Annotated in this window: 12 protein-coding genes; 6 read left to right on the top strand and 6 right to left on the bottom strand. The window is 68.7% G+C overall.

The window, feature by feature from the left end; translation table 11 throughout:
* Positions 1–72: 72 nt before the first annotated feature.
* Entirely contained in the window at positions 73–1353 is a 1281-nt protein-coding gene (locus ACTOWK_RS13115; protein ID WP_441330603.1) for a TIGR03862 family flavoprotein, read from the top strand.
* Positions 1354–1469: 116 nt separating this feature from the next.
* On the opposite strand, the gene ACTOWK_RS13120 is transcribed toward ACTOWK_RS13115, so the two are convergent.
* From ACTOWK_RS13120 to ACTOWK_RS13135, 4 genes are all read right to left on the bottom strand, one after another.
* The gene (locus ACTOWK_RS13120; protein ID WP_441330604.1) at positions 1470–1898 is read right to left on the bottom strand and encodes a hypothetical protein; all 429 of its coding nucleotides are present in this window, start codon (positions 1896–1898) and stop codon (positions 1470–1472) included.
* A 33-nt stretch (positions 1899–1931) separates the two neighbouring features.
* Positions 1932–2294: a hypothetical protein gene (locus ACTOWK_RS13125; RefSeq protein WP_441330605.1), complete on the bottom strand. Its 363-nt coding sequence runs from the start codon at positions 2292–2294 to the stop codon at positions 1932–1934.
* A gap of 205 nt (positions 2295–2499) precedes the next feature.
* On the bottom strand, positions 2500–3129 hold the full coding sequence (locus ACTOWK_RS13130; protein ID WP_441330606.1) for a hypothetical protein: 630 nt from the start codon (positions 3127–3129) through the stop codon (positions 2500–2502).
* 187 nt (positions 3130–3316) lie between these two features.
* Positions 3317–4057, bottom strand: a complete 741-nt coding sequence (locus ACTOWK_RS13135; protein ID WP_441330607.1) for a sulfurtransferase — start codon at positions 4055–4057, stop codon at positions 3317–3319.
* Between the two features lie 206 nt (positions 4058–4263).
* Here ACTOWK_RS13135 and ACTOWK_RS13140 point away from each other — a divergent pair, with 206 nt between their 5' ends.
* Complete coding sequence (locus ACTOWK_RS13140; protein WP_441330608.1) at positions 4264–4575, top strand: HPF/RaiA family ribosome-associated protein; 312 nt, start codon at positions 4264–4266, stop codon at positions 4573–4575.
* 152 nt (positions 4576–4727) lie between these two features.
* Here ACTOWK_RS13140 and ACTOWK_RS13145 read toward each other — a convergent pair whose 3' ends face one another.
* Both ACTOWK_RS13145 and ACTOWK_RS13150 read right to left on the bottom strand, forming a co-directional pair.
* Entirely contained in the window at positions 4728–5378 is a 651-nt protein-coding gene (locus ACTOWK_RS13145) for an HD domain-containing protein (RefSeq protein WP_441330707.1), read from the bottom strand.
* 320 nt (positions 5379–5698) lie between these two features.
* Complete coding sequence (locus ACTOWK_RS13150; protein ID WP_441330609.1) at positions 5699–12256, bottom strand: putative Ig domain-containing protein; 6558 nt, start codon at positions 12254–12256, stop codon at positions 5699–5701.
* Positions 12257–12688: 432 nt separating this feature from the next.
* Between ACTOWK_RS13150 and ACTOWK_RS13155 the strand changes: the two genes are divergently transcribed.
* From ACTOWK_RS13155 to ACTOWK_RS13170, 4 genes are all read left to right on the top strand, one after another.
* Entirely contained in the window at positions 12689–13219 is a 531-nt protein-coding gene (locus ACTOWK_RS13155; protein ID WP_441330610.1) for a phage tail protein, read from the top strand.
* A 64-nt stretch (positions 13220–13283) separates the two neighbouring features.
* Positions 13284–13814 carry a phage tail protein gene (locus ACTOWK_RS13160; protein ID WP_441330611.1) on the top strand — a complete coding sequence of 177 codons (531 nt, stop codon included), beginning with the start codon at positions 13284–13286 and terminating at the stop codon, positions 13812–13814.
* Between the two features lie 31 nt (positions 13815–13845).
* Complete coding sequence (locus tag ACTOWK_RS13165; protein ID WP_441330612.1) at positions 13846–14376, top strand: phage tail protein; 531 nt, start codon at positions 13846–13848, stop codon at positions 14374–14376.
* Between the two features lie 53 nt (positions 14377–14429).
* Entirely contained in the window at positions 14430–14975 is a 546-nt protein-coding gene (locus tag ACTOWK_RS13170; protein WP_441330708.1) for a GNAT family N-acetyltransferase, read from the top strand.
* The last annotated feature ends 91 nt before the right edge of the window (positions 14976–15066 follow it).

Here is a 15066-nt window from a genome sequence, read left to right on the forward strand (position 1 = left end):
TGTCCGGGCGCGGGCCGCGCGCCGGGACGGCATAATGGCCGGCCGTCATCGCGCCGCCGTGCCTTCCCGCCCATGTCCGTCAACGCAAGCACCCTGCCCGGCCTGGTCGTGATCGGCGGCGGCCCCGCCGGCCTGATGGCCGCGCAGACCGCGCGGGCGATGGGCGTCGAGGTGGATCTGTTCGACGCCATGGGCTCGGTCGGGCGCAAGTTCCTGATCGCCGGCAAGGGCGGGCTCAACCTCACCCACGGCGAACCGCGGCCGGCCTTCGACCGCCGCTATGGCGCGCGCAGCGAAGCGGTCGGCGCCTGGCTCGACCAATTCGATGGCGAGGCCTTGCGCGAATGGGCGCGCGGTTTCGGCGTGGAAACCTATGTCGGCACCTCCGGGCGGGTGTTCCCGATGGACCGCAAGGCCGCGCCGCTGCTGCGCGGCTGGGTGCGCCGGTTGCGCGAGAATGGGGTGCGCTTCCACGTCCATCACCGCTGGACCGGCTGGAGCGAGGACGGCGCTCTGCGCTTCGCCACGCCCGAGGGCGAGTCGCAGGTGCGCGCCACAGCCGCGGTGCTGGCGCTCGGCGGCGGCAGTTGGCCCGAACTCGGTTCCGACGGCGCCTGGGCGCCGTGGTTGAGCGAACGCGGCATCGACGTCGCCCCGCTGCAACCGTCGAACTGCGGCTTCGACATCGGCTGGAGCCAACATTTCGCCAGCCGCCACGCCGGCGCACCGCTCAAGCCGGTAATCGCGCATTGGCACGATGAAGCCGGCGAACACAGCCTGCAGGGCGAATGCGTGATCACCGCGACCGGCATCGAAGGCAGCCTGATCTATGCCTTGTCGGCGGGCTTGCGCGACCGCATCGCCGCGCACGGCGAAACGGTGTTGCGGCTGGACCTCGCGCCGGGCCGCGAGCGCGATCGCCTGCAACGCGATTTCGCCCAACCGCGCCGCGGCCGCAGCGTCGGCGAACATCTGCGGCGTCAGACCGGCCTCGACGGGGTCAAGGCGGCTCTCGTGTTCGAGGTATTGGGCAAGGATGGCCTCAACGACCCGGCTGTCGTAGCGCAGACGATCAAGCGCCTGCCCTTGCGACTGCTGCGCGCGCGCCCGATCGCCGAGGTGATCAGCAGCGCCGGCGGCGTGCGCCTGGAAACGCTGGATTCGCAACTGCGCCTGCTCGCGCCGGCCGACGGCGAAGCGCGGCAGCCGTCGCCAGCGGCGATCTTCTGCGCCGGCGAAATGCTCGACTGGGAAGCCCCGACCGGCGGCTATCTGCTGACCGCCTGCTTCGCGAGCGGCCTGATCGCCGGCCGCGCCGCGGCGCGGCATCTGCTGGGGGCTGCGGGCGAGTGAGCCGCCGAGGGCGCCGCTGCAGCGCCACAGTGCGTCTGCGCGCGCCGAGTGATCCGGTTTCGGCTTCGACGACGGCGCGGCGGCGGCCAGCGATCGAGAGCCCCGGCCGCGACCTCTCAGACCTTCGACCTGACGACCAACCGGGTCGTCCAGCGCTCGTCGCGCCTCGAAGAGCCGTTGAATTCCGCACCCGGGCCTACGCTCTCGTGCCACGGCGAGTGCTTCGACAACCGGTACTCACGGCCTTGAATCACCGCTGTTCCCGACAGCGGATAGGGCACCTCGGCCACGAGGTCCAGGTAGCTCCGGGTGCCGCTCAGCCGATCCAGATAGAACTCGCTCTCTTCGATTTCGATCACGAGAATCGATCGCTCCGAATCCTGCGCACGCTCGAGCGAACGCAGGTTATCCGTGCAATCGGATAAATGAATCCTGTCCTGCGAGCTGTCGTGGATTTCGAGCTTGGCCTGGATGCGGCTTATTTCCGCTGCCAGGTGCTGCTTCAACCCGGTCAACAGCGCCTGTTTGTCGGCCGAGTCCGGCATGCAGCCCCTCTCCCTTGTTTGCCTGGCGCGCCCTCAAGAACGCGACCAGCTCCTCGAGCAAAACTCGTCCGCGGCCTTGGCGAGCTCATCCAAACCGGTCTTGCTGGCGGGTGCCTGCCGGCCCTTCAGCCGCAACGTCTTCAACGCTGGAAATCCTTCCGCCTTGGCCGCGTCGTTGAGGGCGAACTCCCCCTCAAGCGTGGCCATCGTGTTCGCATACCCTCTTGGGCGGCAGGTCAGCGTCGCCCTCTCATAGGGCAGCGGCCAGATTCCTTTGAACGTAGATTTGGTAACGACTACGGCCTTCTCGGGCACGCTTTCGGTTGCCGACGCAGGACTTGCCTGGAGCAGGCTGGCAACAACGAGCGCTGCGGCGAGCACATGGCAACCGTCCATCGTTATCTCCAAAGCCGTCAGGCCTTTCCTGTCGGTGATTCCACATCGGCGAGAGCCGCCGCACGCCCCAGGCGTGTTCGCTCGTCGAGCGCTCGTCGAAGGCCGCCTTCTCACCGAGGAGGCAGACCCCACGGACTTACGCGACGACGGGAATGCAGCGCAAGCCCGATTATTCCGCAAACGGCCGGCGCGGTCGCGCCGGTTCTCAGGCCGCCGGCTTCTCGCTCGCCTTGCCCATGTAGAACGTCGAGGCGCACAGACCCACGCCTTGCGCGGTCGCGGCGGGGACGTCGCTGCCCTGCAGCGCGATCAGCTTGACCACATCGCCGGTGCTCTCGGTGACTTTCGCCAAGGCGATGAAACCGGTCGGGGTGGTGCCGCAGAACGCGTTGCCCGGGGTTTCCTTCGGCGGCACTTGCTCGATCACGCGGCGAAGTTCGATCGCCTGGCTGGCTTCGACCTGCATGACCGCGCCATAGGTCTCGCCGGCGGTGTATTGGTCGCCGCCGCGCACCAGCGCGACGCGTTCGGTCTTGTACAGCGAGCCGTTCTCGCCCTTGAGTTCGAGATCGTCGATGGTGAGTTTGCCGGTGGTCGCCTGGGCGACCGGGTTGCCCGGCTCGAACGTGCCCAGGGCGACCGGCGGCAGCATCGGCGGGGCCGCGCGCGAGACCGGTTCGGCGTTCGGATCGGGCACCGCCTGCGGCGCCTGCGGCAGGGCCGCGGTGGTTTCCTGCGGGGCAGCAGTGTTGACCGGCGCGCTCTGGCTGCACGCGGCGAGCGCCACGACGGCGAGCGCGAGCGTCGACAAAGCGGGGAACAGACGTCGGTTCATCAGGGGTCCTCTGTGCAAAATCCTGGATTCGGTTGCTGCGGGTCGCGGGCGCGTCGACAGCGCCAACGCAGGTCCGTGTCGCGTCGCCGGGGGAAGCCCGCACAAGGGTGCCGGCGCGGCGCGAACGCGCAGCCTAACCGTTCGCCGTTAATAGTTCGTAAGGCCGCGCGCGCGACCGGCCGCGCGCTCAGGCGGCCGCGTCGTGCAGGGGTTGCAGCGTCGGATCCAGGGCGACGCGTTCATCGAACACGAAACAGCGGCCCTGGTAATGACGCCCGCCGACCTGCTCGAAATAGCCGAGGATGCCGCCGTCGAGCTGGAGCAGATTGTCCATGCCGTCGGCACGCAGCCACAACGCGGCCTTTTCGCAGCGGATACCGCCGGTGCAGAAGCTGACCACGGTCGCGTCGGCCAAGGCCTCGCGATGCGGCGCCAAGGCCTCCGGCAGCTCGGTGAAGTTGTCGATCGGCAAGGTCAGCGCGTCGGCGAAGCTGCCGTAATCGACTTCCTCGCGGTTGCGCGTGTCCAGCAATACGACCCGGCGTCCGCCGTCGTCGTGACCGCGGTCGAGCCAACGCGCAAGCGTGTCCGGCGTCACGGTTGGTGCACGCTCGCGCAAGGGCGAGGACTTATCGCGACGGAAGACGATGATTTCCTGCTTCAGCTTGACCTTGAGCCGGGCGAACGGCTGGCTGTGGCTGTGGCTGTACTTGACGATCAAACCGGCAAAGCGCGGGTCGGCGCGCAGGCCGTCGAGCAGGACCTCGATCGCCCCGGCGGCGCCGGCCAGGAACAGGTTGATGCCCTCGCCCGCGACCAGCACGGTGCCGCGCAGCTCGCCGGCTTCGGCCTGTTCACGGACCCAGGCGGCCAACTGCGACGGGTCGTCGATAACGGCGAAATGGTAGGCGGCGATATTGACGATCATGCCGCCATTCTAACGCGCGGCGCCTGTGCGAGCCTGACACGCGGCCCCTGGGCCGGACCTGAACCGAGCCGCGAACCTTCCGCGCAAACCGCTGTCCCAACAATGCGCGGCCCAGACAAGACGGCCAAGCAGGCCCGGACCGCGTGAAACGCCGCCGCAAGGGCGGCGGCGTTGCCCTCTCAACTGCTCCATCAGGAGGCGTTTGCATGAAGGTACAGCTCAACACCGACCACCATCTCCGCGGCGATCAGTCGCTTGCCCAGCACGTCGAAGGCGTGGTCGACCACAGCCTGTCGCGTTATCGCGACCAGGTCACCCGGGTCGAAGTCCACCTGCGCGACGTCAACGGCGCCAAGGCCGGCGGCGGCGACAAACACTGCACCATGGAAGCGCGTCTGGAGGGTCGCCCGCCGGTGGCCGCGACCGAAGACGCCGACACCATGCGCGGAGCGATCAGCGGCGCGGCGCGCAAGCTGCAACGCGTGCTCGACAGCTCGCTGGGCCGGTTATCCAGCTGATATAACCAACCTGGCCGGCGGCGAGGACCGTCGGCTCTCGAACACGGGCTGCCGCAGCGATGCGGCGGCCTTTTTCATCCCGTCGCGGCCGCCCCGCAGCCGCTCTCGGCCGCTGCCCTGCCCGCGGCGGACGCGATGCGCCGCCCGGCCGCTCAACGCTTGGTCGTGATCGCCCGGCGCAGGTTGTTGCGGGCCGCCGCGTCGTAACGGGCGTGGTAGTAGTCGCTGAGGAAGATCCGCTCTCGCTTGAGCAAAGCCTTGAGGAAGCGACGGCGATTCAGCCGGAACAAAGGCCCGGGCACGTGGCCGCGGTATTCCGAGGCGATGCCGCGATCGTAGGCGTCGAACATCGCCGGCTCGGCGCCGAGGATGGCCATGTCGCCGTCGAGGAACAAACGCGTCTCCTCATCGACCTGGTCGCGCGCGATGGCGCCGTGGCGTGCGGTCAGATCGATCAGTTCGGCGACGCGGTCGGCATCGATGCCCGACTCCGGCAACCAGCGCGCAATGTGTTCGCGCGCGAGCACGGCCGAACGCGCCTCGTTGTCGCGCCGCCCCGCCTCGTAGATCGCGTCGTGGTACAGCACCGCCAGTGCGACCTCGCGCGGCTGCCGCCAACCCGGGCCGGCGGCGACGTCGAGATAATGGCGCAGCACTTCGGCGACGTGGCCGATGTGGTGGTAAGCGCGTGCCGGCGTGGCATACGCGGCTTCGAGCGCGACGCGCTGCTCGGGCGGAAGCTGCAGCGGCAGTTCCGCGAGCAGGGTTTCGGGCAGGTTGGCGCTGGGTTCGGCTAACGACATCGACATCGCGGCAAGGTTTCGCAGGGGCGATGGCGGCATCTTGGCATGTTGCGTGGCGGTGGCGTCGCAGGTCGGCAGCTCCAGCACCGGCGGAACGGCTGCGTGGACTTCAGTGGATCGTCGCAGAGACTTCGCGCTGCGCCGGGATGAAGCCCTGGATCTCCGCCTTCGCGGGGATCACGACTGGAAAGTTGTGTATCGGTGTTCGCAAGGATGACGGCCGGGAGCCCGTACATCGTGGCCGGAGCAAGCACCCGGCCGGCGTCGAGTGCATCGGGCCCTGCCCCCCTGGCGCGACGGTAGCCGCGCCAGGGGTTCGATCAGTACTTCTTCTCGATGTTGATCATGAAGCTGTTGTCGTCGTCGTTGCCGCTGCCGAACAGGCCGCGGTACTCGAAGCGCAGCACCAGATCGCGCTCGGTCTGCAGGACCGCGCCGATGCCGAACACGAAGCGGTTGCGGTCCAGGCCTTCGAGGCGGGCGCGGAAGAACGGACCACCGACCATGTCGGCGTAGCTCATCGTCGCGAAGCTGTCGTCCTGGAAGTCGTGCTGGTACTCCAGCAGGACCATCGGCGAGAACGTGCCCAGGCGCACCGGGTAACGGTAGTCCAGACGCACGCCCAGGCTGGTCGTGGTGGTATCGACGTCCATGTCCTGATAGGTCAACGAATACGACGCGTCACCTTGTTCGGTGTAGCCGTCCAGCCGGGCGCGGGCGACGTCGAGGCGGGCGTACGGCGTGACGTGCAGGCGATCGCGCTGGTAGTCCATGCCGGCCGAGACCGAGGCGAACCACTGGGTGCCGTCGCGGTCGCCGCGGACCATGCCGCCGGTGTCGGTGACATAGCGGCGGGTGTCGAACGACAGCCACTGATAGCCGAGCAAGCCGTCGAGATAGAAGCTCTCGCCCGGGTGGTAGCTGGCATACAACACGGCGCTGTAGCTCTTGGCCTTGCTGCGGCTGCCGCGCTGACCGACGTCGGTGTCGTCGCGGCCGTAGCCGATGCCGCCGCCGAGGGCGAAGTCGTCGCGCAGGCGGTAGTCGGCGCCGGCGCTGATGCCGCTGGTCTCGAAGTCGAAGCCGGCCGAACCGCCGCCGCGTCCGTCCCGGTTGCCGGTGTTGATCGAACCGCCGGTCCAGATGCCGTAGCGCGTGCCGCTGCCTTCGACCGGCGGCTTGGGCTCGATCGCGGCCTGCTCGTCGCCGAGCAAGGGCTGGCGGCAATCGCTGCCCGGCGTGCGCCGCGCTTCGTCGCGGCAGCGTTGATCGATCGAGAAGCTCAGGCCGTTGTCGAAGCGTGCGCCGTCGCTGCCGCCCTCGTGCATGCCCTGCATGCGCTGCTGGAAGTTGCCGATCTGCGAGTTGGCGAAACGGCGTGCGGCCGAAGCCTGGGCGTTGAGCAGGCCGAGCACTTCGGCGTCCTTCGACGGATCGCTGCGCGGCATGACTTCGATTTCGATGGTCGCCACCGCCGAGGTCGCATGGGCGTTGTTGAGAGTGAAGCTCGCCACCGCGACGCCGGAGAAGCCGATCACAGGCGTATAGCGCAGCGTGTACACGCCGCCCGAGCCGCTGATCGCCGCACTGCCCGAAGACGCCGGGGTCAACGACACCAGGGTCGCCGCGGTGAACGGGCCGCCGGTCGCGCCGACAGTCAGGTCGACCGTGACCGCCGCACCGGCGATGGTGCGGACGCGACGCGATTGCGCCACCGGCACCGCGTTGACGGTGATCGTCGAGGTGATCGGCGCGGACGGGCCGAAGGCGTTGTTGAGCGTGTACACCAAGGCGATCGGGCCGACGGTGTTGGCCGCCGGGGTGTAGACGATCTGGGTGCCGCTGACCACGGCCGTGCCCGACGACGGCGGGCTCAGCAGGGTCACACCGGTGAACGGGCTGCCGGTGGCGCCGGCGGCCGCGTCGATGGTCGCGGTCTGGGTCGACAGGATCGTCGCGGTCTGCGGCTGACCTTGCGGCACCGGCAAGGCGTTGACGGTGATCGTCACCGTGGCCGGCGCCGAGGAGCCGCCCGGGCCGCTGGCGGTGTAGGTGAAGCTGTCGCTGCCGAAGTAGTTGGCAGTCGGCGTATAGACCACGTCCACGCCGTTGACCACCGCGGTGCCGTGGCTCGGTGCCGAGGCCACCGCGATGCTCGCGATGATGCCGGTGTCGTTGGCGGTGACCGGGATCGTCACCGCCTGGTTCGACAGCGTGCTGGCGCTGTCGTCGACCGCGACCGGCACCGCGTCGACGATCACGATCGTCAGCGGCACCGTGGTGTTGTAACCGGCGTCGTCGGTGGAACGGATGTTGGCGGTATAGCTGCCGGCCGTGGTCGGGGTGCCGCTGTACACACCGGCGGAGCTGAAGGACAGGCCGACCGGCAGATTGCCGGAGACGATCGAGTAGCTGTACGGCGCGATGCCGCCGCTGCTGCTCAGGCTCTGGTTGTAGGGCACGCCGACGATGCCGCCCGGCAAGGTCGCCGGCGAGATCACCACGGTGGCCGGGGCGATGGTGAAGGTGTACACCCGCGAGCCGGTCTGGCCGTTGCTGTCGGTGCCCTGCACGGTCAGGCTGAAATTGCCGTCCGAGCGCGGCACGCCGCTGAGCGCGCCGGCCGAGGAGAACGTCATGCCGACCGGCAACGCGCCGCTGAGCAGCGAGAAGCTGTACGGTGCGACGCCGCCGGTGGCGGTGATGGTCGCGTTGTAGGCGACAGCGGCGGTGCCGTTGGGCACGCTCGGCGGGTCGAGCACGATGCTCGGTGTGGCGACCACGATGGTGTAGTTCTGCTGCAGCGCGAACGGCGCACCGGCGCCGGTGCTGCTGTCCTGCACACGGATGCCCACGTTGTAGTTGCCGGGCACCGTCGGCGTGCCGCTGAGCACGCCGGCCGAACTGAAGCTCACGCCGACCGGCAAGGAACCGCTGACCAGGCTGAAGCTGTACGGCGCCGAGCCGCCGCCTGCGGCGAAGTTGATGGTGGTGGCTACGCCGTAGTTCATCGGCAGGTTGCCCGGGGCCGGCGTCATCGACAAGGTCGGTGCGCCGACCGTCAGAGTGAACACCTGGCCCTGAGTGAAGGGACCGTTGCCGCTGCTGCTGTCGGTCGCGCTGGCGTTGAGGCTGAAGCTGCCCGCCGCAGTCGGCGTGCCGCTGACGGTAACGCTGTCGGCGGTGGTGCCGGTGATGCTCAGGCCCGCAGGCAGACCGGCGACGTTATAGCCGCTGTATGGCGAAGTGCCGCCGGCCCAGGTGAAGGTCTGGGTATAAGCGGCGCCGACCTGCGCCGTCAGCGGGTTGGTGACCGTCACCGTGATCACCGGGTTGGTGACCGTAATGGTGACCGTGGCCGGCGCCGAAGTGCCGGAGGCGTTGCTCGCGGTGTAGGTGAAGCTGTCGCTGCCCGCGTAGCCTGCGGCCGGCTGGTAGGTGATCGTGGTGCCGCTGGCGATGGCCGTGCCATGCGCCGGTGCCGCCGCGATCGCGACCGATGCCGGGATGCCGCCGGTGATGTTGAGCGTGACCGGATTGGCGCCACTGCCGTAGGCCACCGTGGCCGAGACCGGGTTGGCCACCGGCACGATGTCGGCGACCGCCAGCGAATAGCTCTGCGGCGCCGAGGTGTAGGGACCGGTGCCGGTGCTGCTGTCGGTCGCGGTCGCGGCGAAGGTGTAGCTGCCCGGCGCGGTCGGCGTGCCGCTGATCTGGCCGGCGCTGCTGAAGCTCATGCCCGGCGGCAGTGCGCCGGAAGCCAAAGCATAGGTGTACGGCGAAGTGCCGCCGGTGGCCCCATTGATGTTGGCGCTGTACGGCGATGCGACGGTCGGGCTGGCAAACGAGGTCGGCGGCAACACCACGGTGGAGGCGCCGATGCTCAAGGTGTAGGCACGCGAGCCGGTGTACGGGCCGCTGCCGCTGCTGCTGTCGGTCGCGGTGACGGTGAAGTTGAAGCTGCCGCCCGCGGTCGGGATGCCGCTGAGCGTGCCGTTGCTGGCCAGGCTCAGGCCGGCCGGCAAGGCGCCGGCGGTAATCGCGAAGGTGTAGCCCGGGGTGCCGCCGGACGCGGTCAGCGTCTGGCTGTACGCCTGGGCCACGCCGCCTGCCGGCAGGGTCGCCGGTGCGACGCTGATGGTCGCCGCGGCGACGGTCAGCGCGTAGGCGCGCGAACCGGTCTGGGTGTTGGCATCGCTCGCGGTGACGGTGAAGTTGAAGGTACCGCCCGCGGTCGGCGTACCGGCGATCGTGCCGGTCGAGCTGAGGCTCACACCGGCCGGCAAGGCGCCGGCGGTCACCGCGAAGCTATACGGGCCGATGCCGCCGCTGGCGCTCACATTGGCGCTGTAGGCCGCAGCGACCTGCGCACCCGGCAAGGTAGGCGGTGCGATCACGATGGTCGGCGCCGCCACCTGCAGGACGTAGTTCTGGGTGCGGGCGAACGGTGCACCGGCGCCGGTGGAACTGTCGGTGGCGCGGACCGAGAAGGTGAATAAACCGGTCACGATCGGGGTGCCCGACAACACGCCGGTGGCGCCGTCCAGGCTCAAGCCGGCCGGCAAGGCACCGGCGGAGACGGTGTAGGCATAGGTCGGCGTGCCGCCGCTGGCGACGAAGGCTTGGCTGTAGGCGCTGCCGTAGGTCGCGTTCAAGGTGCCCGCGGCCGGGGTCATGCTCAGCGTCGGCGCACTCACCGACAGGACGAAGGCCTGGCCGACGGTGAACGGTCCGTTGCCGGTGCTGCTGTCGGTCGCGCTGGCGTTGAGCGGGAACGTGCCGGCGGCCGTCGGCGTGCCGCTGACGGTCACGCTGTTGGCGGTGGTGCCGGTGATGCTCAAGCCGGCCGGCAGACCGGTCACGTTGTAACCGCTGAACGGCTGGGTGCCGCCGGACCAGGTGAAGGTCTGGGTGTAGGCGACGCCGATCTGCGCGGTGAACGGACCGGATGCGGCCACGGTGATGCTGGGCGGGCTCACCGTGATGGTGACCGTCGCCGGTGCCGAGGTGCCGGCGCCGTTGCTCGCGGTGTAGGTGAAGCTGTCCGGCCCGGCATAGCCCGCGGTCGGCTGGTAGGTGATCGTGGTGCCGCTGGCGATCGCGGTGCCGTGCAACGGCGCGGTAGCGACGGCCACCGAGGTCGGCACGCCACCGGTGATGTTCAAGGTGATCGGGTTGGCGCCGCTGTTGTAGGCGACGGTGGCCGACACCGCGTTGGCGACCGGCGGGATGTTGATGATCTGCAGCGAATAGCCGCGCGGCGCCGAGCTGTACGCGCCGGTGCCGGTGCTGCTGTCGGTCGCGGTCACCGAGAAGTTGAAGGTGCCGGCCGCGCTGGGCGTACCCGACAACACGCCGGCACTGCTCAGGCTGATGCCGGCCGGCAACGCGCCGGCGGTCACCGCATAGGTGTACGGCGCGGTGCCGCCGCTCGCGGCATTGAGGGTGGCGTTATAGGCCACCGCGACCGTGCCGTTGGCCAGAGTGGTCGCCGGCAGAGTGATCGTCGGCGCGGCGATGACCAAGGCGTAGGCGCGCGCACCGGTGTGCGGAGCGCCGGTACCGGTGCTGCTGCCGGTTGCGGTGACGGTGAAGTTGAAGGTGCCGCCCGCGGTCGGCGTGCCGCTCAACAGGCCCGCGCTGCTCAGGCTCAGACCGGCCGGCAACGCGCCGGCGGTCACCGCATAGGTGTACGGCGCGATGCCGCCGCTGGCGGTGATGCTCTGGCTGTAGGCCGCCGCGACCGTGCCGTTGGGCAGGGTCGTCGGTGCGATCGAGGTCGTCGGCGCGGCAACGGTCAGGGTGTAGGCGCGAGTGCCGGTGAAAGTGTTGGCATCGGTGGCGCGCACGGTGAAGTTGAAGGCGCCCGCCGCGGTCGGCGTGCCGGTCAGGCCGCCGCCGCTGGCGAGCGTCAGGCCGGCCGGCAGAGCGCCCGCCGAGATCGCGAAGGTGTACGGCGAGGTGCCGCCGCTGGCGGTGAAGGTCTGGCTGTATGCGACGCCGACGGTCGCGCCCGGAATCGTGGCCGGGTCGACCACGATGACCGGCGCTGCGGTGACGGTGACGGTATAGAGCCGGTTGCCGATATTGTCGGAGCCGTCCTGCGAACCGCTGCTGTCGTCGGACAGGATGCGGAAGGTGTAGGTGCCGGTCGTGGTCGGGGTGCCGCTGATCACGCCGCCGCTGCTCAGGCTCAGGCCCGGCGGCAACAGGTTCGGCGCGGCCTGTACGGAATAGGTGTACGGCGCAACGCCGCCGCTGCTGGTCAGGGTGGTGTTGTACGGAATGCCGACCGCCATGGCCGGAAGGGTCGTCGGCGAAATCACCGGCGCCACGGTCGGAATGAGGATCGAGTAGGACTTCACCGTCGTCAGCGGCGTCGGCGAGGTCGAATCGGTCACGGTGATGTTGACCGCGAAGTTGCCGCGCTGGGTCGGGGTGCCGCCGAAGGCGCCGCCCGAGAAGGTCAGGCCGGTCGGCAAGGTGCCGTTGGTATGCACGAAGCTATAGGGCGCGACGCCGCCGGTGGCGCTGAGCGCCTGGCTGAAGGGCACGCCCAGGACCGGCGAGATCGACGCCGGGCTGACGATGATCGGCGAAGTCGGCGCCGCGATGGTGACATTGACGGTGACGTCGTTGTTGAGGCCGTCGTCGAACACGAAGGTGTCGCTGGTCGCCATGTTGCCGTTGTGGACGTAGGTCACCGTCTGGGCGAGCTGATTGGTCGTCGCCGTGCCGTTCGTCGGGGGGGTCTCGACGATGCCGATGCCTAAATCGTCCGGGCCGTCGCAGGCGCTGGCATCGATGGTGTGCGAGCCACCATGAGCCACGGAGATGTTGAACGGCCCGCAATGCGGCGACGGCGCGGCGCTGGCCATCGTGGAGCACAGCCCCGCCAGACATAACAGGAGCAGCCCCAGCCCCAATTGCAGGTACCGTCCCTGACGCCCGACATTCGAGATGCCCGTGCGACGTGCCCAATGCAGATGCATGATTCCGATCCCCTGACATCGACCGGTAGCGCGGTTCCTCCGCTGCCGCCGTCGACGTTCCGCCTGTTCGACCTGGTCTGGTCCCACGCGCCGAACTGCCTCGGCGCACCCCTATCCTTGATCTAGTACGCAAATCGGCACCGGAACCGGCCGCTTTTGCCGCGGCATTGCGTTAAGGAAAGTCATGGCGCTTCGGCGCCATGCCGGATCCGCTCGGATCGGCCCCCTCCGCCGTGCGCGGGCGGGCCGTGCGGGCGGGGCCTCCGGTACGCAGTCCGGGCTCGCACGGGGTCCGGACGACATCCTCTGGGGGAAGAGATGACAGAAGTATTCCTGGGACAGATCATCACGGTGGGATTCAATTTCGTGCCGAAGGGTTTCGCGTCCTGCGCCGGCCAGCTCATGCCGATCGCACAGAACCAGGCCTTGTTCTCGCTGCTGGGTACGACCTACGGCGGCAACGGCCAGACCACCTTCCAGTTGCCGGACCTGCGCAGCCGCACGCCGGTCGGGTTCGGCCAGTCCGCCGACGGCGGCTGGAACCCGAGCGCCTATCAGTTGGGCGAAACCGGCGGCGTCGAGAACGTCACCCTGCTCACGACGCAGTTGCCGGCGCACAACCATAGCCAGGTCGGCACCAGTACCGCCGCCGACACGCGTAATCCACGCGGTGGCTTGAACGGCAACTGCACGATCCCGCTGTACGCCGACGTCGGCGGCCCGCAGGTGGCGTTGTCGCAAGCTGTGCTCGGCCCGGCCGGCGGCACCCAACCGCACACCAACGTGCAGCCCTACCTGGCGATCAATTTCTGTATCGCTCTGTCCGGCATTTTCCCATCGCGCAACTGACGCGGCCGGTCAAGCGGGCGCCCTTGCGGCGCTCACATCGCATTCCGTTCCGGAGTACATATCAATGAGCGAACCCTTCGTCGGAGAAATCCGTCTATTCGGCTTCGGCCGCACCCCTAACGGCTGGTTCCCCTGCGACGGCAGCCTGCAGCCGATCTCGGAATACGAGGTCTTGTTCACCCTGATCGGCACCACCTACGGCGGCGACGGCCAGAGCACCTTCGCGGTGCCCGACCTGCGCGGCCGGGTGCCGGTCCACACCGGCACCGGCCCTGGCCTGAGCAACTACGTCATCGGCCAGGCCAGCGGCAGCGAAAGCGTCACCTTGATCGGCACCCAGATGCCCGCCCACACCCACACCATGTTCGCGACCACCTCGCTGGCCACCTCGAACAAGCCGGCCGTGAACGTGCAGCCCGGCGCGCTGTCCGGCGACACCATGTATCTGACCGATATCAGCGGCCTGCCGCCGATCCCGGAAGCCGCCAGCGCGGTGACGCCAGCCGGCAACACCCAGCCGCACGCCAACCAGATGCCGACGCTTACGGTGCAGTACTGCATCGCCTGGGCCGGGATTTTCCCGCAGCAAAGCTGATCTCGCCGATCGCATTCAAGAGGACATCACCATGACCGAACCCTTCATCGGCCAGATCCAGATCTTCGGCTTCAACTTCGCTCCGCGCGGTTGGGCGTTCTGCAACGGCGCGACCCTGGCGATTCAGCAGAATACCGCGCTGTTCGCGCTGCTCGGCACCCAATACGGCGGCAACGGCACCACCACCTTCCAGTTGCCGAACTTCGTCAATCGGAGCGGTTGCACCCAGGGCCAGGGACCGGGCCTCACCCCACACCAGATCGGCGAGAACTTCGGCTCCAACAGCGTCACCCTCACCACCCAGGAGATGCCTGCGCATACCCATCCGGTGCAGATCTACGGCCAGAACGACGCGAGCAAGCGACAGTCGGCGCCGGCCAACGGCGTCGCGCTCGGCACTCCGCTGGCTGCGGCCTTTACCGCCGCGGGCACCGCCAATTCGCCGTTCCCACCGGCCATGATCGGCCCGACCGGCGGCAGTCAGCCGCACGAAAACCGGCAGCCCTACCTGGCGATGAACTTCTGCATCGCCCTGGAGGGTATCTTCCCGTCGTTTCCCTGATCGCTTGAACCTCGGACAAATCGCTTGAACCTCGAGCAAATCGCTTGAACGTCATGCACTCCGCCGCGCCGCTGTCGTTCCCGCAGGAACGCAGCGGCACATGGCCCCTTCCCGCGTCGCTGCACGGACGCGGGATCGGTCTGCGCGCGGCACGCAGCGAGGACATCGACTGGCTGCGCCTGTTGTATCGCGACCTGCGGGCGCCGGAGTTCGCCGAGTTGGGCTGGCCGCAAGCGGCCCTGCATGCGTTCCTCGACCAACAGTTCATGCTCCAGCACGTGCATTACCTGCGTCACTACGGCGAGGCCGAGTTCCTGATCGTCGAACAGGCCGGACGTCCGGTCGGGCGCTTCTATCTGTTGCGCGAGGCGCGCGAGCACTTGTTGGTCGACATCAGCCTGGCGCCTGCGATTTGCGGGCAAGGCTACGGCAGCACGCTGATCGCGATGGCGCAGCAGGAAGCCGGCGCGCTCGGGCGAGGCATGCGCCTGCATGTCGAATCGGCCAATACCGCGGCGCAACGGCTGTACGACCGCCTCGGCTTCCGCGTCGTCGAAGCCCTGCCGACCCACATCATGATGCGTTGGACCCCGGCCTAGAGCCGCTACCGTCTCGCTACGAGACAGTCGACGACATCGCCGCACGCGGCCCGGGCTCGTCGAAACTCAGGATCGAACCCCTGCGATAGAA

Source organism: Lysobacter sp. CA196, assembly GCF_052078695.1.
GTDB lineage: Bacteria > Pseudomonadota > Gammaproteobacteria > Xanthomonadales > Xanthomonadaceae > Lysobacter.

Coding starts and splice junctions, on each gene's coding strand:
- ACTOWK_RS13150 (WP_441330609.1), bottom strand. CDS start 12,256: ATGGCCAGCGCCGCGCCGTCGCCGCATTGCGGGCCGTTCAACATCTCC.
- ACTOWK_RS13155 (WP_441330610.1), top strand. CDS start 12,689: ATGACAGAAGTATTCCTGGGACAGATCATCACGGTGGGATTCAATTTC.
- ACTOWK_RS13120 (WP_441330604.1), bottom strand. CDS start 1,898: ATGCCGGACTCGGCCGACAAACAGGCGCTGTTGACCGGGTTGAAGCAG.
- ACTOWK_RS13115 (WP_441330603.1), top strand. CDS start 73: ATGTCCGTCAACGCAAGCACCCTGCCCGGCCTGGTCGTGATCGGCGGC.
- ACTOWK_RS13125 (WP_441330605.1), bottom strand. CDS start 2,294: ATGGACGGTTGCCATGTGCTCGCCGCAGCGCTCGTTGTTGCCAGCCTG.
- ACTOWK_RS13160 (WP_441330611.1), top strand. CDS start 13,284: ATGAGCGAACCCTTCGTCGGAGAAATCCGTCTATTCGGCTTCGGCCGC.
- ACTOWK_RS13170 (WP_441330708.1), top strand. CDS start 14,430: ATGCACTCCGCCGCGCCGCTGTCGTTCCCGCAGGAACGCAGCGGCACA.
- ACTOWK_RS13145 (WP_441330707.1), bottom strand. CDS start 5,378: ATGTCGTTAGCCGAACCCAGCGCCAACCTGCCCGAAACCCTGCTCGCG.
- ACTOWK_RS13135 (WP_441330607.1), bottom strand. CDS start 4,057: ATGATCGTCAATATCGCCGCCTACCATTTCGCCGTTATCGACGACCCG.
- ACTOWK_RS13140 (WP_441330608.1), top strand. CDS start 4,264: ATGAAGGTACAGCTCAACACCGACCACCATCTCCGCGGCGATCAGTCG.
- ACTOWK_RS13130 (WP_441330606.1), bottom strand. CDS start 3,129: ATGAACCGACGTCTGTTCCCCGCTTTGTCGACGCTCGCGCTCGCCGTC.
- ACTOWK_RS13165 (WP_441330612.1), top strand. CDS start 13,846: ATGACCGAACCCTTCATCGGCCAGATCCAGATCTTCGGCTTCAACTTC.